General features: G+C 68.5%; 21 protein-coding genes. 9 read left to right on the forward strand and 12 right to left on the reverse strand.

Going from position 1 to position 18634, the window contains the following annotated elements; translation table 11 throughout:
- Nucleotides 1-81 precede the first annotated feature (81 nt).
- Nucleotides 82-960: an SPFH domain-containing protein gene (locus tag ABIC65_RS10225; protein ID WP_354308438.1), complete on the reverse strand. Its 879-nt coding sequence runs from the start codon at nt 958-960 to the stop codon at nt 82-84.
- 11 nt (nt 961-971) lie between these two features.
- On the opposite strand from ABIC65_RS10225, the gene ABIC65_RS10230 reads away from it, so the two are divergent.
- Complete coding sequence (locus tag ABIC65_RS10230) at nt 972-1223, forward strand: hypothetical protein (protein ID WP_354308439.1); 252 nt, start codon at nt 972-974, stop codon at nt 1221-1223.
- Between the two features lie 106 nt (nt 1224-1329).
- On the opposite strand, the gene ABIC65_RS10235 is transcribed toward ABIC65_RS10230, so the two are convergent.
- The 4 genes from ABIC65_RS10235 to ABIC65_RS10250 form a co-directional block, all read right to left on the reverse strand.
- Nucleotides 1330-2223, reverse strand: coding sequence for an FAD:protein FMN transferase (locus ABIC65_RS10235; RefSeq protein WP_354308441.1), 894 nt, complete (start codon nt 2221-2223; stop codon nt 1330-1332).
- A gap of 98 nt (nt 2224-2321) precedes the next feature.
- Nucleotides 2322-3209 (reverse strand): DUF4198 domain-containing protein, encoded by an 888-nt coding sequence (locus ABIC65_RS10240; RefSeq protein WP_354308443.1) that lies wholly within the window; start codon nt 3207-3209, stop codon nt 2322-2324.
- An 18-nt stretch (nt 3210-3227) separates the two neighbouring features.
- On the reverse strand, nt 3228-3752 hold the full coding sequence (locus tag ABIC65_RS10245; RefSeq protein ID WP_354308445.1) for a DUF2271 domain-containing protein: 525 nt from the start codon (nt 3750-3752) through the stop codon (nt 3228-3230).
- A 10-nt stretch (nt 3753-3762) separates the two neighbouring features.
- Nucleotides 3763-4407 carry a PepSY-associated TM helix domain-containing protein gene (locus tag ABIC65_RS10250; RefSeq protein WP_354308446.1) on the reverse strand — a complete coding sequence of 215 codons (645 nt, stop codon included), beginning with the start codon at nt 4405-4407 and terminating at the stop codon, nt 3763-3765.
- 192 nt (nt 4408-4599) lie between these two features.
- Here ABIC65_RS10250 and ABIC65_RS10255 point away from each other — a divergent pair, with 192 nt between their 5' ends.
- Together ABIC65_RS10255 and ABIC65_RS10260 are read left to right on the forward strand one after the other, a co-directional pair.
- Nucleotides 4600-5499: a pirin family protein gene (locus tag ABIC65_RS10255; protein ID WP_354308447.1), complete on the forward strand. Its 900-nt coding sequence runs from the start codon at nt 4600-4602 to the stop codon at nt 5497-5499.
- A gap of 101 nt (nt 5500-5600) precedes the next feature.
- On the forward strand, nt 5601-6500 hold the full coding sequence (locus ABIC65_RS10260) for an alpha/beta fold hydrolase (protein WP_354308448.1): 900 nt from the start codon (nt 5601-5603) through the stop codon (nt 6498-6500).
- Nucleotides 6501-6554: 54 nt separating this feature from the next.
- Here the strand turns inward: ABIC65_RS10260 and ABIC65_RS10265 are convergent, their stop codons facing one another.
- Nucleotides 6555-9359: a TonB-dependent receptor gene (locus ABIC65_RS10265; protein WP_354308449.1), complete on the reverse strand. Its 2805-nt coding sequence runs from the start codon at nt 9357-9359 to the stop codon at nt 6555-6557.
- A gap of 236 nt (nt 9360-9595) precedes the next feature.
- Nucleotides 9596-10678 carry a DUF2332 domain-containing protein gene (locus ABIC65_RS10270; protein ID WP_354308450.1) on the reverse strand — a complete coding sequence of 361 codons (1083 nt, stop codon included), beginning with the start codon at nt 10676-10678 and terminating at the stop codon, nt 9596-9598.
- A 61-nt stretch (nt 10679-10739) separates the two neighbouring features.
- Between ABIC65_RS10270 and hisG the strand changes: the two genes are divergently transcribed.
- From hisG to thiL, 4 genes are read left to right on the forward strand one after another with little or no spacing between them, the layout of a single operon-like run.
- On the forward strand, nt 10740-11390 hold the full coding sequence (gene hisG, locus ABIC65_RS10275; RefSeq protein ID WP_354308452.1) for an ATP phosphoribosyltransferase: 651 nt from the start codon (nt 10740-10742) through the stop codon (nt 11388-11390).
- Entirely contained in the window at nt 11387-12673 is a 1287-nt protein-coding gene (hisD, locus tag ABIC65_RS10280) for a histidinol dehydrogenase (RefSeq protein ID WP_354308453.1), read from the forward strand. Before hisG ends, hisD begins: the two co-directional genes overlap by 4 nt.
- A 12-nt stretch (nt 12674-12685) precedes the next feature.
- On the forward strand, nt 12686-13147 hold the full coding sequence (gene nusB / locus ABIC65_RS10285; protein ID WP_121073911.1) for a transcription antitermination factor NusB: 462 nt from the start codon (nt 12686-12688) through the stop codon (nt 13145-13147).
- A 28-nt stretch (nt 13148-13175) separates the two neighbouring features.
- A complete protein-coding gene (thiL, locus tag ABIC65_RS10290) occupies nt 13176-14075 on the forward strand; it encodes a thiamine-phosphate kinase (protein WP_354308455.1) in 900 nt (299 codons plus the stop codon).
- On the opposite strand, the gene ruvB is transcribed toward thiL, so the two are convergent.
- A complete protein-coding gene (ruvB, locus tag ABIC65_RS10295; RefSeq protein ID WP_354308457.1) occupies nt 14072-15094 on the reverse strand; it encodes a Holliday junction branch migration DNA helicase RuvB in 1023 nt (340 codons plus the stop codon). The genes thiL and ruvB overlap by 4 nt on opposite strands.
- Nucleotides 15095-15183: 89 nt before the next feature.
- Between ruvB and ABIC65_RS10300 the strand changes: the two genes are divergently transcribed.
- Nucleotides 15184-16074, forward strand: a complete 891-nt coding sequence (locus tag ABIC65_RS10300) for a 2-hydroxyacid dehydrogenase (protein ID WP_354308459.1) — start codon at nt 15184-15186, stop codon at nt 16072-16074.
- 158 nt (nt 16075-16232) lie between these two features.
- Here ABIC65_RS10300 and ABIC65_RS10305 read toward each other — a convergent pair whose 3' ends face one another.
- Both ABIC65_RS10305 and ruvA read right to left on the reverse strand, forming a co-directional pair.
- The gene (locus ABIC65_RS10305; protein ID WP_354308460.1) at nt 16233-16790 is read right to left on the reverse strand and encodes a DUF4337 domain-containing protein; all 558 of its coding nucleotides are present in this window, start codon (nt 16788-16790) and stop codon (nt 16233-16235) included.
- 176 nt (nt 16791-16966) lie between these two features.
- On the reverse strand, nt 16967-17563 hold the full coding sequence (ruvA, locus tag ABIC65_RS10310; RefSeq protein ID WP_093298129.1) for a Holliday junction branch migration protein RuvA: 597 nt from the start codon (nt 17561-17563) through the stop codon (nt 16967-16969).
- Nucleotides 17564-17728: 165 nt separating this feature from the next.
- On the opposite strand from ruvA, the gene ABIC65_RS10315 reads away from it, so the two are divergent.
- On the forward strand, nt 17729-18172 hold the full coding sequence (locus ABIC65_RS10315) for a hypothetical protein (protein ID WP_354308462.1): 444 nt from the start codon (nt 17729-17731) through the stop codon (nt 18170-18172).
- Between the two features lie 3 nt (nt 18173-18175).
- Here ABIC65_RS10315 and ABIC65_RS10320 read toward each other — a convergent pair whose 3' ends face one another.
- Nucleotides 18176-18418, reverse strand: a complete 243-nt coding sequence (locus ABIC65_RS10320) for a hypothetical protein (protein ID WP_354308464.1) — start codon at nt 18416-18418, stop codon at nt 18176-18178.
- Complete coding sequence (locus ABIC65_RS10325; RefSeq protein ID WP_185743056.1) at nt 18415-18633, reverse strand: toxin-antitoxin system HicB family antitoxin; 219 nt, start codon at nt 18631-18633, stop codon at nt 18415-18417. The genes ABIC65_RS10320 and ABIC65_RS10325 overlap by 4 nt, the downstream gene beginning before the upstream one ends.
- Nucleotide 18634 lies beyond the last annotated feature (1 nt).

Raw genomic sequence — 18634 nt, forward strand, 5'->3', positions numbered from 1 at the left:
GTGCGCGAGGCACCCCAGCGACCGGCGCCCCTGCCGCCGGCTGGTGGCGGAGCGCCGACATCGCGGCCGGAGCGCTTCGGCTTACTTGACCCCCAGGAAGGGCATCGGCCCGGTACCGCCCATATAGGTGGGCAACTGGCCGTTCCATTTCTCCACCGCGCGAAGGTTGACGATCTCCGGGTTGGTGCGGATCGCCTCGGCTTCGACCTGGATCGCCTTGGCGTCACCCGCGGCCTTGGCGATGCGCGCCTCGGCATCGGCCTTGGCGGTCTCGACATTCGCCTTTGCCGCCAGCGCCTGCTGTTCGTTGGCGATCTTGGCGTTGATCTGGTTGAGCACCGCTTCGGGCACGACGATGTTGTTGGCCCAGTAGATCTGCTCGACCTGCAGCCCCACCGGCGCGAAAAAGGCCTGCACGCGTCTGGTAGCCGTCGCGATCAGCTCGGCCTTGTGGGTGCCGTAGATCTCCTCGACCCCCAACTGCGCCGCGCGTTCGACGATGGCGTTGCGGATCGCGTTGCGCAGCGGGCCCGCGATGATGTCGTCCATGTCCGTCCGATAGCGCTGGAACAGGATCGACGCACGCGCCGGATCGACATGGTAGGACACGCCGACGTCGGCGCGCAGCGACAGGCCGTTCTTGTCCTGGAAGCTGAAGGCCTCGTCGATCGGGCTCTGCTCGGTGTGCGACGCCGTCCAGGTATAGGTGCGGGTGAACACCGGATACTGGTAGATGTGCGTGCCCGGCAGCGCGATGTACCAGCCGACCGGCAGCGACTCGGGCCGGACGCCGCCGGCGATGTTGTTGACGCGGATGCCCACCTGCCCCGGCTCGACCCGCGCGAAGCTGCTCAGGCCGAAGATGGCAGCCGCCACCGCAATCGTGATCCACACCCAGCCGCGCCCCAGCAGCCGGAACAGACGTAAGCCACCACCGAAATTCCCCGGTTGATATGCCATGTTTGCCGTCCATGAAGATGGAGGAGAAGCGTCCTCCCGCGCCACGTTCGGGCGGGGGCGACCCCAATGTCGCCCACGCGTGGATGCGCGCGGCCGAACTGATCGGACCGTTGGTCGATGGTCAGGTGGAGGTCGGGCGGGATGCGCGGCCGAAAGGCTTCCGTTGCGCAGGCAGGACGACACAGCAACAGCCAAATCGCGGAACAGATGCCGGCAAGACCGGCAATCCCACAATCCTACAGCTCAAGCCAAAACGTCGTTGATCCCTGCTCCTTGTGCAGCACCGAATGTGGGCGCGAATCTACGCCTTTTGTTGCGGCGCGCAAGCGAATGCGGAAAGCGCATTTGCGATTTGCGGGGGGCGTGGAATTAGCCCAGCATCACCTGCAGCTTGGCGGAGATCCGCTCCGAAAATGCGTCGCCCTCGCGCGTCACCATATGCGCCGCCAGCCCCTGCTGCTCGGCCAGCGCCATGCCTGCGGGCCCCAGCACGGTCAGCGCGGTCGCCCAGGCATCCGCCAGCATCGCCTCGCGGTGCAGCACCGAGACCGAGACGACCTGGTTGTCGGTCGGCCAGCCGGTGCGCGGATCGATGCTGTGCGCATAGCGGCGCCCGTCGCGCTCGAAAAAGCGGCGATAGTCCCCCGAGGTCGCGACCGACAGGCCGTGCAGCGCCACGCGGAGCGGTGCGAGCGTGCTGTCCGGCACCGGTTCCAGCTCGACCCACCAAGGCTGGCCGTCGGGCTTGATTCCCTCGCCGCGCAGCTCGCCGCCGATCTCGATCAGGAAGTCCTCGATACCGAGCGACACCAGCCGCTCCGCCACCGCGTCCACCGCATAGCCCTTGGCGATGCCCGACAGGTCGATCTGCACCGCCTCGCGCCTGCGGATGCGACGTTGCTCGCGGTCGAACTCCAGGTGCCGCGCGCCGGACATGACCTTCGCTTCGCCGATCGCATAGGCGCTGGGCACGTCGGCGCGCGGGCCGGCGGGGCCGAAGCCCCACAGGTCGGCGAGCACGCCCGCGGCGGGATCGAACGCGCCGCCGCTCGCCGCGTGCACCGACAGCGCCGCCTCCAGCACGCGCGCCGCCTCGGGCGACAACGGCTGCCAATAGCCGAGCATGCCGCGGTTGAACCGGCTGACGCGCGAGCCCGGCTCCCAATGGCTGAACTCGGCGATCATCCGCATCAACACCGCCTGAACGGTGTCGCGAATGTCCTCGGGCGGGTCGACGACGACCAGCCGCCAGGTGGTGCCCATCGTCGCACCGCCAAAGGTGGCGACAGGCGCAGCCGATCGCCGCCGGTGGAACGCCGCCGGCGACAGGCTTTCGGGAACAGCAATACGCGCGTCGACGATCAGGGTGCCAGTACCTCCAGCGTGGTCGTGTAGCTGACGCGGCGGCCGGAGGGAACGCCCCGCATGCCCTGCGGCGCGCCCTCGGGACGCGGCGCCCGCGCCTGCGCCTGGGGACGCGGCCCCTCGCCTTCACCCTCAGGCCGCGGCGCGTTGGGCGTCACGTTGATCCAGTACATGCCGGCTTCGGGCCACTTGATCGTGACCTTGCCCGCAGCATCGGTGCGCTGCTCCATCTGCTTGGGCGCCGCACGATAGCGGCCGCCGCCCAGGATGGTGGTGACGTACAGGCCCGAGGCGGGCTTGCCGTCGAGCAGGAACTGGAAGGTCGCGGGCTCATTGGCGACGAGGTCGTTGGGGTGCGTCACCGGCACCAGTTCGATGCCCTCGCCGCTCGGCTTGAACACGGTGTTGGTCGGCGCGCCCTGGGTCACGAAAATCTCGTTGCGGGCCACCATCTCGCTAGTCTGCACGTCGGTGGCGCCCGCCGGGATCGCGGTGGCGAGCTGCGCCTTGGTGGTGCCGCGCGGGAGCATCTTGGTCTCGCCGTTGAGCGTGTAGCGGCCGAACACGCCCTGGTTGACCACCGCGATACGATAGGTGCCCTGCTGGGTCAGGTGCACGTCGAAGGTCGCGCGGAACTGGCCGACATTGTGGTGCTCGGCCTTGCCCTCGGTGCCGTCGGGCTGGGTGATGGTCGGGATCGCGCCGAGCGGGCGGTGATCGAAATAGAACAGGTCGTTCGACACCGCGGCGTCGACGGTCACCCAATTGTCATTACCCGAGACGACGGTCGACGAGGGCAACAGCCACATGCGGTGCGCGATCGCCGTCGGCGCGGCGAGTGCGGTAACGGCGGCGAGGGCGAAAAGCGGCTTGCGGAACTTCATGGTGCGGATCCCCCCGGTTTAGCGCTTGAGCGTGAACGAAACGGCGCCGAGCTCGCTGGCGCCCTTGGCAGTGGCGGTCGCGCTGCTGCCGTTCCAGGCGAAAGGCAGGCGCACGACCTCACGGCCGCCGACTTCGCGCGCGGCCTCCACCACCAGCGTGTACTGGCCCGGCGTGAGCGCGGGCATGCCGCCCTTGCCGGCGACGAGGCGCTGCTTCTGCACGCCCGGCGCGCGGGTGGCGCCGCTGACGCCGTCGGCGGGGAAGCTCATCGTGCGGCCCGAGGCGCGCCACCATTGGCGCACGTCGTGCAGCCATTTGGTGCCCTCGCCGCCGCGCTTGTCGACATCATACCAGACGGAGAGGGTGCGGGCCGGCTGCCCCTCCTTCTCCAGCCACACGGCGACATAGGGCTTGTGATATTCGGCCACGCGGATGCGTGGCAGCTCGATGGATAGATCCATCGTCTGCGCCGCCGCCGTGTTCGGCAGCAGTGCGCCGGCGCCGAGCGCGGCCGTGGTGAGTCCGGTCAGGCGAAACTGCATGAAACCCCCTTTAGTGAATCAGGAACAGCGCGATCAGCGCAGGAATGGCGAGGCCGGCGGCGACCAGCGGCCAGGTGCTCTTGCGATGCTTCGAATGCATCCACAGCAGCACCAGCCCGGTCAGCGTGAACACCAGGCAGGCAAAGGCGAAGACGTCGATGAACCATTTCCACGCGGTACCGGCGTTGCGGCCCTTATGGAGATCGTTGAGATAGGCGATCCAGCCGCGCGAGCTGATCTCGCTGGTGACCTTGCCGGTGTCGCGCTCGATCGCGATCCAGCCGTCGCCGCCCGGGCGCGGCTGGGCGAGGTAGATCTCGTCCGCCGACCATTCGGCGACGCCTTCCGCCGGCATCTTCAGCTTGGTGCGCAACCAGCTTGCCACCGGCGCGGGCAGCGGCTGCTTGGCATCGGGCTTGTCGTCGGGCTTGACCAGCGGCAGCAGCGCCGCCGGCAGCTGCGCGGCGCGATCCACCGTCTTGGGCGCGCCTTCGATGTCCGCCGCATGGTTGAGCGTGAAGCCGGTGACCGCGAACAGCAGCAGCCCGATCAGGCTGATCGCCGAGCTCATCCAGTGCCAGGTATGGAGCTGCTTGAGCCAGAAGCTCTTGCGGCTGCGCTTGCGGGGCGCGACGGAAGGAGACGGGGCGTGCATCGGGCGATCGGGAATCTCGGCTAGGGTCGGACCGACGCGATAACGCGAACGATTCGCATTTACAACGATCGAGTTGTAACAAGCTGTACCCGCCGCATCGGAAACGCTGTGTTCCCGATCCTATCCGCTGGTTGGGCTGGGCCTCGCCGCCGCGAGCGGCTATCCCGGCACCAGCAAACACGGAGACGAACGATGCGCGACGACCTGGTGATCCAGACGATCGAGCCGACCACGCACGACCTGGGCGGCTTCAAGGTGCATCGCACCCTCCCCTCGCGGCCCCGCACCATGGTGGGGCCGTTCATCTTCTTCGACCAGATGGGCCCGGCGATCCTCGATGCCGGCACCGGCATCGACGTGCGTCCGCACCCGCATATCAATCTCGCCACCGTCACCTATCTGTTCGCCGGTGCGCTCGACCACCGCGATTCGCTCGGCACCTATGCCACGATCGAGCCGGGCGCGGTGAATCTGATGACCGCCGGCCACGGCATCGTCCATTCGGAGCGCTCGCCCTCGGCCGAGCGCGAGAAGGGCCCCGAGCTCTCCGGCATCCAGACCTGGCTCGCGCTGCCCGAGGCGGTGGAGGAAATGGACCCCGCCTTCGAGCATGTCGCCGCGGCGGAGCTGCCGATCATCGAGGCGCACGGCGCCCGCGCGCGGGTGATCATGGGCGAGTTGTGGGGCGCGGCGGCGCCGACCACCACCTATGCCCAGACCATCTATGGCGACATCGTCCTCGATGGCGGCGCGAGCATTCCGATCGACGCGGTGGCGGACGAGCGCGCGCTCTATGTCGCGACCGGCGATGCCAGCCTGGACGGCATGCCGCTGCTGCCGATGACGCTGTACCTGCTCCGCCCCGGCATCCGCGCGACGCTGCGCTCCGAACGCGGCGCACGGGTGATGTTTTGCGGCGGCGAGGCGTTCAAGACGCCGCGGCACGTCTGGTGGAATTTCGTCAGTTCGAACCGCGATCGGATCAATCAGGCCAAGGAAGACTGGAAGGCCGGCGCCTTCCCCAAGGTGCCCAATGACGACAAGGAATTCATCCCCATCCCGGAAGTTCCTAAGACGGTAAGTTACCCCTAGTTTTCCTTTACTTGCGGCTTTCGCCCAACCGGCGCATCTAGGGTGCCGGGCAGAGACTGGACGGCACGGAGGCGGTGCCGCCCAGGAACAGGGAGAGCCGTGTGACCGCAATTCGACAGACCAGCCTGCCGCTGGCGACGGGCGTTACGCTCAACGTCGCGCTGGCGGGGGACCCCGCCAATCCGCCCGTGATTCTGCTGCATGGCTTCCCCGAATCGCACCGCACCTGGCGGCACCAGATCCCCGCGCTCGCCGAACGCTATTTCGTGATCGCGCCGGACCAGCGCGGTTATGCCGGATCGTCCAAACCCGAGGGCGTCGAAGCCTATGCAGCGGACAGGATCGCCGCCGACGTGTTCGCGCTCGCCGACGCACTGGGCGTCGATCGATTCACGCTGGTCGGACACGACTGGGGCGGCGCGATCGCCTGGATGGCGGCGCTGCGCGAGCCCAAGCGCGTCGCCCGGCTGGTGATCATCAACGCGCCGCACCCGCAGGTCTTCCAGCGCAAGCTGTTCGACGATCCCGGCCAGCGCCGCGCCAGCCAATATATCCGCTTCTTCCGCGAGACCGAGCTCGATCGCGCGCCGGACAAGACCGGGCTCGAGCAGTTCCTGCTGTCGCTGTTCGGCGAGCATCTCCAGGTGACGGTGCCGCCCGAGGAACAGGCGATCTATCTCGAGCAATGGAGCCAGCCGGGCGCGCTCACCGCGATGCTCAACTGGTATCGCGCGACCCAGATCCTGGTGCCGGCGATGGGCGAGGATCCGCCGCGGCCGAACTGGATCGACGGCCCCTTTCCGCTCCAGCCGCAGCCCACGCTGGTGATCTGGGGCATGCGCGACCGCGGACTGCTGCCCTGCCTGCTCGACGGCCTGGAGACGCTGATCCCCGACTATCGCATCGTGCAGATCCGCGACGCCGGCCATTTCGCGCCCTGGGAAAAGCCCGAGGAGGTGACCAGCGCCCTGCTCGAATGGCTCGCCGCCCGACCGCTTTAAAAAAAACGCCCGGCTAAAGCCGGGCGCAGGGGGAAGGAACCGGAAGACCGGGTCTCAGAAGCGGAAGCGCACACCGGCGCTGTAGTAGCGACCCTCGTAGCGCGTATCGATCGGGTAGTACTGTGTCTCGTTGAAGTAGCGATAGTTGCTGAACGGCTGCGCTAGGATGTTGTTCACCTCGGCGGTCAGCGTGATATTCTCGATCGGCGTATAGGAGGCTGACAAATCCAGCCGCGAGATCGGCCGCACCTTCTGCCCTGTATACGCCGAGTCGTTCGAGTTCCGGCTGTAGAAATCGACATATGAACTGCGGTAATTGTACGACAGGCGCAGCGATATCTTGTCCCGCTCGTAAAAGCCGCTGAGGTTATATGCCCATTTCGACAAATCCTCCAGCGGCACCATTGCGCGGCTCTGGCCCAGCGTCGCCGGCAGCTGGTTCTTGGCATCGACATAGGTGAGGTTGGCCTGCGCGCCGAACCCGCTGAGCCAGCCGGGCAGGAAGTCGAAGAAGCTCTGCGCCGAAAGCTCGAAGCCCTTGATCTTGCCCGTGCCGGCATTCTCCGGACGGCTGACCTGGATCAGGCCATAGACCGGATCGTTCACATCCCGCGTATAGTTGCTGATGAAGCCCTTGAGATCGCGATAGAACACCGCGCCGCTCACCGCTCCGTTGCGGCCGAAATAATATTCGATCGTGGCGTCGTAATTCTTCGAGGTCAGCGGCTTCAGGTCCGGATTGCCGCCCGAGCCGAAAAAGGCATAGCGCGCATTGTTGCCGCCCGAGCTGGTGTCGGTGTTGCGGTTGAGGCTGAATGCGGGGTTGAGCTGGCCGAAACCGGGGCGGGTGCGGGTAATGGTGAAGCCAAGCCGCGCCTGCAGCCCCTGCGTCAGCTTGGCGCGCAGCCCGAAGCTGGGCAGCACGTCGACATAGTTCTGGCGGTTGGTGTCGGTCACGGCCAAGACGGTGCCGTCCACCGCCGTCACCTTCGAGGTACCGACATAACGGCCATCGGTGTTGACGATGCGCACGCCGACCGTGCCGTCGATCGGGATGCCGACATCGAAGGCATAGCCGGCCGAGGAATAGGCGGCGTAGCTCGATTCCTTGGCGTAGAAGCCGCCATAGGGATCCATCTGGATCGCCTGGGTGCTGAACTGCTGCAGCGCGTCCTTGTAGCCCTGGTCGTTCGGGTTGGCGGCGACGATCTTCTGCAGCGACGCATAGGAAAGCTGGCGCAGCGCCTCGGCATTGCCCTGGATCGCGTCATAGGACGGCATCAGCCAGTTTTGGAACGGCGGGCCGTCGCCGCGGAAGCCGTCCTGCACCTGTTCCAGCGCGCCGGTCGGCAGGCTGGCGAGCGGGATGTTCAGCGTCGGCGTATAGGCGTAGCGGCTGCCCTGGCGGCGCTTGGCATCGCGATCGGTCGCGCGCAGGCCGAACTTGATCTTGGGCAGCCAGCCGATCTCGGTGTCCAGCGCAACGTCGCCGCGCCACTGGAGACCGGCGCCGCTGACATAATATTCTTTCTGGTAGAAGCCGCGCCACACATAGTTGGCGGGGTTGGTCATGTCGTAGTTGCCGAGATCGAACCAGGAGGACTTGTCCTTCTCGAAGATCACGTTGACCGGCGGCGCAGCGGCGGTCTGCCCGTCCAGGCTCGCTTCGTTGTTGCCATATTCCGAGAAGGTATAGGCGAAGTCGCTCGAGATCACCGCGCGGCCGGTGGTCCAGATGAAGCCCGCGGCGGCCTGGTAGGTGTTGGTGTAGTCGCGCGTGGTCGAGCGGAAGGTCTCCGCCGGATAGCCACCGGTCTTGCTGACGCTGACCAGCTTGTTGGGCTCGCCGGGCACGCGGACGATGTTGAACAGGTTCGGCGGCACCTCGGCGCCCGCGGCGTTCTTTGGCGCGGCGCGGAGCAGCGACACGTCGAAGCTCTCGGTCGAGCCCTGGTTGCGGAACGCCTGCCACAGGCCGTCCGCATAGATTTCGAGATTGTGCGCCGGCTTCCACTGGAGCGAGCCGTTGACCGAGGGCCGCTCGCGCAGCCCGCGCGGATAGTAGAGGCCGACGCTGTAGGGCAGGCGGAAATCGGCCGCCTCGCCCGCGGGCAGTGTCGCCTTGCTGTTCGCCACCGGATCGACGCCGCCATTGGTGTAGCGGATGGCATTGTTGAAATAGAAGCGGTTGTACGCGACGTTGATCAGCGCGCCCATCTCGCCGATCGGCGTGTTCCAGCGATCGCTGATCAGCAGGTTGCCGTTGGGGTTGGTCTTCTTCGACTGGTCATTGTACGAGGCGCGGATCGCCCCGGCGATCTCCAGCCCCTTGAAGTCGAACGGGCGGCGCGAGCGGACATTGACCAGCCCGGCCAGGCCCGGCTCGATCAGATCGGCGGTCGCCGACTTGTAGACTTCCAGCGCCGCCAGCGCGCCCGCGGGGAAATCATGCACCTGCACCGTGCGGTTCTCGGCGGTGAAGATCTCGCGCCCGTTGAATGAGGTGCCGACGTCCGGCAGGCCGCGGATCAGGATGCCCGAGGCTTCGTCGGCATAGCGGCTCACCTGGACGCCCGGCAGCCGCGCAAGGCTCTCGGAAGCGTTATTGTCCGGCAACTTACCGATATCCTCGGCGACGATCGCGTCGAGGATCGAGTCCGAATTGCGCTTGAATTCGCGTGCCGAGGCAAGGCTGGCGCGGATGCCGGTGACGAGGATCTCCTCCTCGGTCGCGTTGCTCTGCGCGCTCGGCGTTTGCGGCGTTTCACCGGGCGTTGTGGTCGATTGTGCCCAAGCCGGTGCGGCGCCGGCGAGCGCCGCCAGGGCCACGCCCATCAACAGAATCGGTTTGCGAGTCATGTCGTCCTCCCCTTTTCACGTCCGCCGGCTCGGGCTTTCCCGATCGCTGCAGCGGACGCAAAGCACCGCGACCAGCACGGCTCCGACCTTTTAAGTCTGACAAAAAGGAAAAGCTGTCAATGATGCGTGGATGAAATTTCGGCGCCAGGAGTGAAAGCCGTGCAGCCGCAAGCAGTTGCGGCCGCACCAACGGCGCAGTCAGGATGCGTCGATAGGGAGGGCCGAGAGCGCGGCCCTCAGGCCACGCGCATCACATAGGGCGTGGAGTCGTACGGCGGGGCGAGCCCCTCCACCCAGGCGCCATGCGCATGGGTCCGCGCGACCAGCTCCATCGGCGTGTCGCCGGGCCAGCCGCGCACCCGCACCTCCTGCGCCGCGAGATCGCGATTGGGCTCCATCATCACCCAGCCGAGCGGGCGCTCGGGCGTCGCGGCGGCGCCGGTCGCCTCCATCCTCGCGGCAATGCGCGCCTGCGCCTCGGGCCGCAGATATTGCCAGACGACCGAGTGCATCAGCACCCGGGTGACACCCGCAGGCTGCGGCTCGGCGAGCCGCGCTTCGAGCCAGTCGGCGGCGTCGCCGCGCTCCAGTTGCACCGGGTCGGTACGGAGCATGGCAATGGCGGTGTCCAGCCGCGCCTGCCGCTCCACCGCATCGACCCAGACATAGGCCTGCAGCCGGTCGGCATCGCGATCGTCGGTCAGGTCGAGCGGGGCGATGTCGACCCCGCGGACGGAGACGATCTCCACCGGCGCCGCTGGCGGCGGGCTGCCCCGCCATTCGGGCTGCAGCACAAGCGGCGACTCGGCCGGGCCGATAGCAACGCCGCCCAGATCGAAGCGGTAGCGCCCCAGCATCAGGTTCAGCCCGGCGCTCGATCCGATCTCGAGCAGCTCGAAGCGCGGGCCGTAGCGCTGGGCGAGCTGCAGCAGCCCGGTCACCAGCCCGTTGGAGCGCGCCGCCTCGTTGGTCTGGGGCGGGCCGTACAGCCAGGGCATCAGCGGCAGGTCATAGGCCGAGAGCACCGCATCGAGCGCGGCGCCGATCCGGCCGAGATCGGTTTCCTCGCCGGTGAAGATGCGCCGCAGTTCGGGCACGCCGCGCCGGTGGAGCGCGTGCAGCCCGCCGACCAGCCGCAGCACCAGCGCATCGGCGACCGGCTCGCCCGGCCAGTCGAGCACCCGCCGCCCGGTCTCGCTGCCCCGCGTGATCCCCTGCCCCAGCGCGGTACAGATGCGCGCGGTGATCGGCGCGTCCATCGCCGCGCAATAGCCCGCCTGGACGGCAAAACTCTTGCGGTTCTCGGCTTCGCTTGCCATGCGCATCTCCCTTTGGCGCCTGTTGCGCCACCGGCGCCCCCCAAGTAAAGCCCCCGCACCCATGACCGAGCCGTTGATCCTTGCCGTGCCGAAAGGCCGGATTCTCGAAGAGGCGCTGCCGTTGCTGGCGGCGGTCGGCATCGTGCCCGAAGCGGCCTTTTCCGATAAAAACTCGCGCGCGCTGCGTTTCACGACCAACAATCCCGCGATCGACCTGATCCGGGTGCGCGCCTTCGACGTCGCGACCTTCGTCGCGCATGGCGCCGCGCATCTGGGCATCGTCGGTTCGGACGTTCTCGCCGAATTCGACTATTCGGAGCTCTACGCGCCGGTGGACCTGGGCATCGGCCATTGCCGCATCTCGGTCGCCGAGCCCGTGGCGCTCGCCGAACAGGACGATCCGCGCGGCTGGAGCCATGTCCGCGTCGCGACCAAGTACCCCCACATCACCCGCGCCCATTTCGAGGCGCGCGGCGTGCAGGCGGAGTGCGTCAAGCTCAACGGCGCGATGGAGCTGGCGCCGGTGCTGGGCCTGGCCCCGCGTATCGTCGACCTCGTTTCCTCGGGCCGTACGCTGCAGGAAAACGGCCTCGTCGAGGTCGAGGTGATCGCGCAAGTGACCAGCCGCCTGATCGTCAACCGCGCCGCGTTCAAGACGCGCGCCAGCGAAGTCGTGCCGCTGGTCGACGGCTTCCGAAAGGCCGTGGCATGATCCGCCTCGACTCCACCGACGCCGGTTTCACGCAAGCCTTCACCGCGCTGGTCAATGCCCGTCGCGAGGCCGACGACGATGTCGCGCGCAACGTCACCCACATCATCAAGCGGGTGCGCGACGAAGGCGATGTCGCGCTGCGCGACCTCACCCGGCTGTTCGACAAGCATGATCTCGACCGCTCCGGCTGGACGATCGACCGCGCCGACTGCCTCGCCGCCTATGAGGGGCTCACCGCGGAGCTGCGCGACGCCCTCGAACTCGCCGCCGAGCGGATCGCGGTCTACCATTCCAAGCAGCGCCCCGAAGATCGCGACGAGACCGACGCGCAGGGCATCCGCCTCGGCGCGCGCTGGACGCCGGTCGATGCGGCGGGCGTCTATGTCCCCGGTGGGCGCGCCGCCTATCCCAGCTCGGTGCTGATGAACGCCATTCCCGCCAAGGCGGCGGGCGTGCGTCGCCTCGTGATGGTCACCCCGACGCCCAACGGCGAAGTGAACCCGCTGGTCCTCGCAGCCGCGCATGTCGCCGGCGTCGACGAACTCTACCGCGTCGGCGGCGCGCAGGCGGTGGCCGCGCTCGCCTATGGCACCGAGACGATCGCGCCGGTCGACGTCGTCACCGGCCCGGGCAATGCCTGGGTGGCCGAGGCCAAGCGCCAGCTCTACGGCGTGGTCGGCATCGACATGGTCGCGGGCCCGTCGGAGATCGTGGTGGTGGCGGACGGCAGGAACGATCCCGAATGGATCGCCGCCGACCTGCTCAGCCAGGCCGAGCACGACCCCACCAGCCAGTCGATCCTGTTCACCGACGACGCCGATTTCGCCGACAAGGTCGCGGCGGCCGTCGACGCGCAGATCGCCACGCTCGCGACCGGCGCCACTGCGCGCACCAGTTGGGACGCCAACGGCGCGATCATCCTGGTGCCCGACCTGCCCACCGCGATGCCGCTGGTCGACCGCCTCGCGCCCGAGCATCTCGAACTCGCCTGCGACGATGCCGAGCCGCTGTTCGACATGGTCCGCCACGCGGGCTCGGTGTTCCTCGGCCGCTATACGCCGGAAGCCGTCGGCGATTATGTCGCCGGCCCCAACCATGTGCTGCCCACCGGGCGGCGCGCGCGCTTCGCGTCGGGCCTTTCGGTGCTCGATTTCATGAAGCGTACCTCGTTCCTGAGCCTGGATCCGTCCGGGCTCGCCGCGATCGGCCCCGCTGCCGTGGCGCTCGCAGAAGCCGAAGGCCTGCCCGCGCACGCAAAGTCGGTCGCGATCCGTCTAAAGTGATAGAGTAAGAATATGGCCAGTCCGCAAGCACGCTCCCGTTCCAAGGCTCGCGCCGCCGCGCGCCTCGGTGCCGTCCAGGCGCTGTACCAGCGCGAGATGGAGGGCACTTCCATCCCCGCGCTGCTCCACGAGTTCCACCAGCACCGGCTGGGCGCGATCATCGAAGACGTCGAATATGCCGACGCCGACATCGCCTTTTTCGACGACATCGTCAGCGGCGCCGACGCCCGCCGCGAGGAGATCGACGGCATCATCGCCGCCAAGCTGAGCACCGGCTGGACGCTGGAGCGGCTCGACAAGCCGATGCGCCAGATCCTGCGCGCCGGCACCTATGAGCTGCTCGCCCGTGCCGACGTGCCGACCGCGGCGGTTATCAGCGAGTATCTCGACGTCACCGACGCCTTCTACGATCGTCGTGAAAAGGGGTTCGTGAACGGCATCCTCGACGCGATCGCCAAGGACGCACGCGGTTGACGCGCGCGCCTGCCCCGTGCCGGGCGGGATGAACGAAGCGGCGTTCCTCGCCTATCTGCGCCACCTGCCGCTCCATGCCGGAGCGCGCGGGCTGCGCGACGATGCGGCCGTTCTCGGCGATCTCGTCCTAACCCATGACGTGCTGGTGGAGGGCGTCCATTATCTGTCGGACGATCCGGCGGAGGACGTCGCCTGGAAGCTGGTGGCGGTGAACCTGTCCGATCTCGCCGCCAAGGGCGCGGTGCCGGAAGGCGTGCTGCTCGGCTATCCGCTCGCGGGCGACGACGCCTGGGATTCGTCGTTCCTGGCGGGGCTGGACGCGGCGTTGGCGGCCTTCGCCTGCCCGCTGATCGGCGGGGACACGGTGAAGGCGCCTGCGGGCGCGCCGCGAACGCTGTCGCTGACCGCGCTCGGGCGCTCGGCCTATGCGCCGGCGCGAAGCGGTGCGCAGGCCGGCGACCTGCTCTACGTGACCGGCACGATCGGCGACGGCGGCGCGGGGCTGGCGGTGGCGCTGGCAGGCGAGGGTCCGGCAACGCTGCTCGCGCGCTATCGTCGCCCGACGCCGCGGCTGGAAGAGGGGCAGGCGCTCGCCTCGGGCGTGCATGCGATGATGGACGTGTCCGACGGGCTGCTGATCGACGCGGCCCGCATGGCCGAGGCCAGCGGGCTCGCGGTGACGATCGACCTCGCCGCCGTGCCGCTTTCGGCGGACTATCAGGCGGTGCGCGGCGGGGATCGCGCGGCGCGGCTGGCGGCGGCGACCGCGGGGGACGATTACGAGCTGCTGTTCGCCGCGCCGCCAGGACCGCTGCCGGTGGCGGCGACGTGCCTGGGGTCGTTCAGCGAGGGCGCTGGGCTGACGCTCCACGATGCCGGCACCCCGCTCACGCTTCCCGAGCGCCTGGGCTTCGAGCACGGCGCCTAGTCGAACAGCCCGTCCTGCGAGCCTGCGGGCGGGTTGAGCCCGAGATGCTTCCACCCCGGTCCGTTGAGGCAGCGCCCGCGCGCCGTCCGCGCGATCAGGCCGAGCTGGATCAGATAGGGCTCGATCACTTCCTCGACGGTGTCGCGCGGCTCGCTGAGCCCGGCGGCGAGCGTCTCGACCCCCACCGGGCCGCCACGATAGACGTCGGCAATCATCATCAGGTAGCGCCGGTCCATCGCGTCGAGCCCGAGCCCGTCGACTTCCAGCCGGTTGAGCGCGGCATCGGCCACCTTGGCATGTACCACCGCCTCGCCGAACACATTGGCGAAGTCGCGCACCCGGCGCAGCAGCCGCCCGGCGATGCGCGGCGTGCCGCGCGAACGGCGTGCGACTTCGCGTGCGCCATCGGCGGCGATGTCCAGGCCCAGCAGCCCGGCAGCGCGGGTCACCACGCGCTCCAGCTCGTCCACCGTGTAGAATTGCAGCCGCACCGGAATGCCGAAGCGATCGCGCAGCGGCGTCGTCAACAGCCCCTGCCGCGTGGTTGCACCGACCAGCGTGAAGCGCGGCAGATCGATCCGCACGCTGCGCGCCGAGGGCCCCTCGCCGATCATCAGGTCGAGCGCGCGGTCCTCCATCGCCGGGTACAGCACCTCTTCCACCGCCGGATTCAAGCGGTGGATTTCGTCGATGAACAGCACGTCGCCGTCCTCGAGATTGGTGAGCAGTGCCGCCAGGTCCCCCGACTTGACGATCACCGGCCCCGAGGTCGAGCGGAACCCCACCCCCATTTCGCGCGCGATGATCTGGGCGAGCGTGGTCTTGCCGAGGCCCGGCGGCCCGAAGAACAGCACATGGTCCAGCGCATCGCCGCGCGCCCTGGCGGCATCGATGAACACACGGAGATTCTCGCGCGCCGCCTTCTGCCCGACGAACTCGTCGAGCGACTTGGGGCGCAGCGCGGCGTCGACGTCTTCGGGGCGGCGGCCGGCGGTGAGGAGGCGATCGGGTTCGGTCATGGCAAGAAAATCACATTGTAGCCGCCGCACGCGCGCCGGTCGATTGGCTGGACTGGCAAAGCCGCGACGAAACGCGCATCTAGGCGCATATGATCGATCTGTACGTAGCAACCGCGATTTCCGACGCGCTCCGTGCCGAACTCGCGCGGCGCTTCTCGCTGCACGAGGGTACGCCGCCCGCGACCACCCGCGCGATCGTCGGCGGGGGACAGCTGCAGCTGGATGCCGTGATGCTCGATCGGCTCCCCGCGCTGGAGATCGTCGCGATCAACGGGGTCGGCTATGACGGGCTGGATCTCGACGCGCTGCGCGCCCGCGGCGTGCGAGTGTCGACCACCCCCGACGTGCTGACCGACGATGTCGCCGATCTCGCCATCGGGCTGATGCTGGCGGTGCAGCGCCGGATCGCCGCCAACGACGCGCTGGTGCGCCGCGGCGGCTGGAAGGCGCCGCTCGGCCGGCATGCGAGCGGCCGCCGGATCGGCATTTTCGGGATGGGCAAGATCGGCGCGGCGATCGGCGCCCGCGCCGCACCCTTCGCGCGCGAAGTGCTCTACACCGCCCGCAGCGCGAAATCGGTACCCTGGCGCTATATGCCCGACGCCGCCAGCCTGGCGGAGGAAAGCGACGTGCTGATCCTGGCGGCACCCAGCACCGCCGCGACGGCGCACGTCGTGGACGCCGCCGTGCTGGACAAGCTCGGCCCCGCGGGCGTGCTGGTCAATGTCGCGCGCGGCAGCCTGGTCGACGAGGATGCGCTGGTCACTGCGCTCTGGGCGGGTACGATCGCCGGCGCCGGGCTCGACGTGTTCGCCGACGAGCCGCACGTGCCCGAGGCGCTGCGATCGATGGAGCAGGTGGTGCTCGCCCCCCATCAGGGCAGCGCCACGGCGGAGACGCGCGCGGCAATGGCGGCGCTGGTGCTCGCCAATCTCGACGCCCATTTCGCCGGCGAACCGATGCCGACGCCGTTGGTCTAACAGATCCTCCCCGGCACGGGGAGGGGGACCAAGACGCGCAGCGGCTTGGTGGGGGGGGCGCACGGCAAGCGACTCCGGTGTGGAGCCCCCCCTCCACCACCGCCTTCGGCGGCGGTCCCCCTCCCCGTTCCGGGGAGGATCGAGAAGGATCGCGTCCCTCATCCCAGCAAGGTGCTCAGCACGTCGGGATGGAAGCCCCAGCCGGCGAAGCCGCACACCCCCATGAACAGCCCGAACGCGCCGAACACCCAGGCGACGATCAGCAGCCAGCTGCTCTCCGCCAGCGCAGATACCGCCGCGACCGATATCGCGGTGGCGATCGCCGCGTCGCTGGCATCGAACTGGTCGTCATGCACGTTGAGCGCATCATATTGCGCCGCCTGCGCCTTGGCCTGCTCGGCGAGCTTGGGCGCCTCGACCTTGTACTTGGCGATGTCGGAATCCAGCCCCTTCAGGATCGGCGCGACCTTGGCCGGATCGCTCGCCACCGCGGCGATCTGCGCACGGCTGGTTTCGGCGAGGTGCTGCTTGGTCTTGGTGGCCTGATACTCGTTCCACAGGTCGACCGAGCTAGACTGCGCCTGCTCCATCGCCTGGACGATATTGCCGTCCTTGATGTTGCACACGCCGGTGAAGACCGACAGCACCACGACGGTGATCGCGACGCGGCGGTTGAGGCGCTTGTCCTTGGCTTCGGCGGAGACTTCGATTTCCATGGCTATTCGACTTCCAACGCAGATCCTCCCCGGTACGGGGAGGGGGACCAAGGCGCGTCAGCGCCTTGGTGGAGGGGGCTATCCACAAGCGAGTCCGATGGAGCAATCCCCCTCCACCACGCGGCTGCGCCGCGCGGTCCCCCTCCCCGTTCCGGGGAGGATCGAAAGAAAGCACCTCACTTCGCCGCCTTGCGCAGCGCGAGGCGGACCAGCGCGTCGAGCGTTGCCGCCGGCCCCAGCTCGTCGCTGGCGGCGTTGACCGCAGCGCTGGCTTCGGCAGGCTTGAAGCCGAGGTTGAGCATCGCCGACACTGCATCGGCTGCAGCCCCGCCGCTGGGCGCCGCCGCAGCCCCTACTCCGCCGAGCGCGAGGCCGCCGGCCTTGTCCTTCAGCTCGTTGACGATGCGCTGGGCGAGCTTCGGCCCCACCCCGTTCGCCCGGGCGATCGTCGCGGAATCAGCGCGGGCGACCGCGGTGCGCAGTTCCTCGGGCGCGAGGATCGAGAGGATGGCCAGCGCCACCTTCGCCCCGACCCCCTGCACGCTGGTGAGCAGCTTGAACCAATCCCGCTCGTCGGCGGTGGCGAAGCCCATCAGCCGGATCGAATCCTCGCTGACCAGCATCTCGGTATGGATGGTGACCTGCTCGCCGACCGCGCCGAGCTTGTCGAGCGTCTTGGCCGATGCGCCGACCAGATAGCCGACACCGTTCACGTCGATCACCGCATGATCGGCCCCGCTGGACGCCAGTGCGCCACGAAGATGCGCGATCATCGATGAGGCTCCGAACCAGCGGAGCGCGGCGGCATGGAAGCGGGGAAGCGCAGCATGGCGGGTACATAAGCGGAACAGCGAAGCGGAGGAAGCGATTTTCGGCGCGACCGGCTGGCAATCCCGCCGCCGATCCCCAACTCACCGCAAACGAGGGGGGACTTCACGATGACCCAGGTGACGCTGCTGCTGTTCTGGTTTGCCCTGCTGGTGGCGGACGGTACCCCCATCGGGCGGACGCTGCGACGGGTGCTGGTCGAGGCCCCTGCCCGCTGGTGCAACCGCTGGTCGCGCGGCGAGGTGGTGCTCGTCCTCGGCTTCGTGGCCGCCGCCGTGGCGATCGTGTGGGTGATGGAAACCGAAGGGGCGGTGGTTTTCGGGATGATGGCCCCCGAAGCGATTGCCTGGGCGAGCATGTTCGAGACCGGCACGCTGGTCGATATCGCGATCACGACGGTGACCGTGTTCACGGCGCTGCGGGTGCAGGGGCTGCGCCATTGGATGGCGGCGCGCTTCAGTCGTCGCCTGCCCCGCGCGCGGCGGACCCGTCGGCCCGCGCGGCCGGCTGCAAACGACGATGGCGACGGGCCAGCCTTCGCCCTGGCGGCGTAGCGCTCAGGCGCGCCAGCGCCACGCGCCGTCGGTCTTCGCCCGGCTGATCCAGACCAGCCCCAGCGTCAGCGGGGCCAGCAGCACCAGGAACAGCGGGTGCCGCGGCATCGCGAGACGCAGGATCAGCCCTGTCAGCAGCACGAACAGCGCCACCACCAGCCAACCCTGCCACGTCACCGGCGTGGCGCCATAGCCGAACGCCTTGGGCTTGAACCAGAAGCCCGGGCGTACACGATCCTCGGTCATTCCTCGTCTCCTTCCACCTGCTTGGGCGGGCGGCCCCGCTTGGGCCGCACCGGATCGGCCAGCTTCACCCCACGCCTGGCCAGCGCCTCGCGGAGCAGGCACTCCACCTGCGCGTTGACGCTGCGCAGGTCGGTCGCCGCGCTCCGCTCGATCGCGGCGTAGAGCGCCGGATCGAGGCGGAGCGGGAAGGCCTTTTTCTGCGGGGGGACGCTCACG

The organism is Sphingomonas trueperi, from assembly GCF_040545665.1.
GTDB classification, from domain to species: domain Bacteria; phylum Pseudomonadota; class Alphaproteobacteria; order Sphingomonadales; family Sphingomonadaceae; genus Sphingomonas; species Sphingomonas trueperi_B.

Excerpts from the sequence above, each read along its gene's own strand:
- thiL (WP_354308455.1), top strand. The coding sequence starts at position 13,176 with ATGAACGAAGCGGCGTTCCTCGCCTATCTGCGCCACCTGCCGCTCCAT.
- hisG (WP_354308452.1), top strand. The coding sequence starts at position 10,740 with ATGACCGAGCCGTTGATCCTTGCCGTGCCGAAAGGCCGGATTCTCGAA.
- ABIC65_RS10250 (WP_354308446.1), bottom strand. The coding sequence starts at position 4,407 with ATGCACGCCCCGTCTCCTTCCGTCGCGCCCCGCAAGCGCAGCCGCAAG.
- ABIC65_RS10225 (WP_354308438.1), bottom strand. The coding sequence starts at position 960 with ATGGCATATCAACCGGGGAATTTCGGTGGTGGCTTACGTCTGTTCCGG.
- nusB (WP_121073911.1), top strand. The coding sequence starts at position 12,686 with ATGGCCAGTCCGCAAGCACGCTCCCGTTCCAAGGCTCGCGCCGCCGCG.
- ABIC65_RS10230 (WP_354308439.1), top strand. The coding sequence starts at position 972 with ATGAAGATGGAGGAGAAGCGTCCTCCCGCGCCACGTTCGGGCGGGGGC.
- ABIC65_RS10245 (WP_354308445.1), bottom strand. The coding sequence starts at position 3,752 with ATGCAGTTTCGCCTGACCGGACTCACCACGGCCGCGCTCGGCGCCGGC.
- ABIC65_RS10270 (WP_354308450.1), bottom strand. The coding sequence starts at position 10,678 with ATGGCAAGCGAAGCCGAGAACCGCAAGAGTTTTGCCGTCCAGGCGGGC.
- ABIC65_RS10320 (WP_354308464.1), bottom strand. The coding sequence starts at position 18,418 with ATGACCGAGGATCGTGTACGCCCGGGCTTCTGGTTCAAGCCCAAGGCG.
- ABIC65_RS10235 (WP_354308441.1), bottom strand. The coding sequence starts at position 2,223 with ATGGGCACCACCTGGCGGCTGGTCGTCGTCGACCCGCCCGAGGACATT.
- ruvB (WP_354308457.1), bottom strand. The coding sequence starts at position 15,094 with ATGACCGAACCCGATCGCCTCCTCACCGCCGGCCGCCGCCCCGAAGAC.
- ABIC65_RS10305 (WP_354308460.1), bottom strand. The coding sequence starts at position 16,790 with ATGGAAATCGAAGTCTCCGCCGAAGCCAAGGACAAGCGCCTCAACCGC.
- ABIC65_RS10265 (WP_354308449.1), bottom strand. The coding sequence starts at position 9,359 with ATGACTCGCAAACCGATTCTGTTGATGGGCGTGGCCCTGGCGGCGCTC.
- ABIC65_RS10240 (WP_354308443.1), bottom strand. The coding sequence starts at position 3,209 with ATGAAGTTCCGCAAGCCGCTTTTCGCCCTCGCCGCCGTTACCGCACTC.
- hisD (WP_354308453.1), top strand. The coding sequence starts at position 11,387 with ATGATCCGCCTCGACTCCACCGACGCCGGTTTCACGCAAGCCTTCACC.
- ABIC65_RS10300 (WP_354308459.1), top strand. The coding sequence starts at position 15,184 with ATGATCGATCTGTACGTAGCAACCGCGATTTCCGACGCGCTCCGTGCC.
- ABIC65_RS10315 (WP_354308462.1), top strand. The coding sequence starts at position 17,729 with ATGACCCAGGTGACGCTGCTGCTGTTCTGGTTTGCCCTGCTGGTGGCG.
- ruvA (WP_093298129.1), bottom strand. The coding sequence starts at position 17,563 with ATGATCGCGCATCTTCGTGGCGCACTGGCGTCCAGCGGGGCCGATCAT.
- ABIC65_RS10255 (WP_354308447.1), top strand. The coding sequence starts at position 4,600 with ATGCGCGACGACCTGGTGATCCAGACGATCGAGCCGACCACGCACGAC.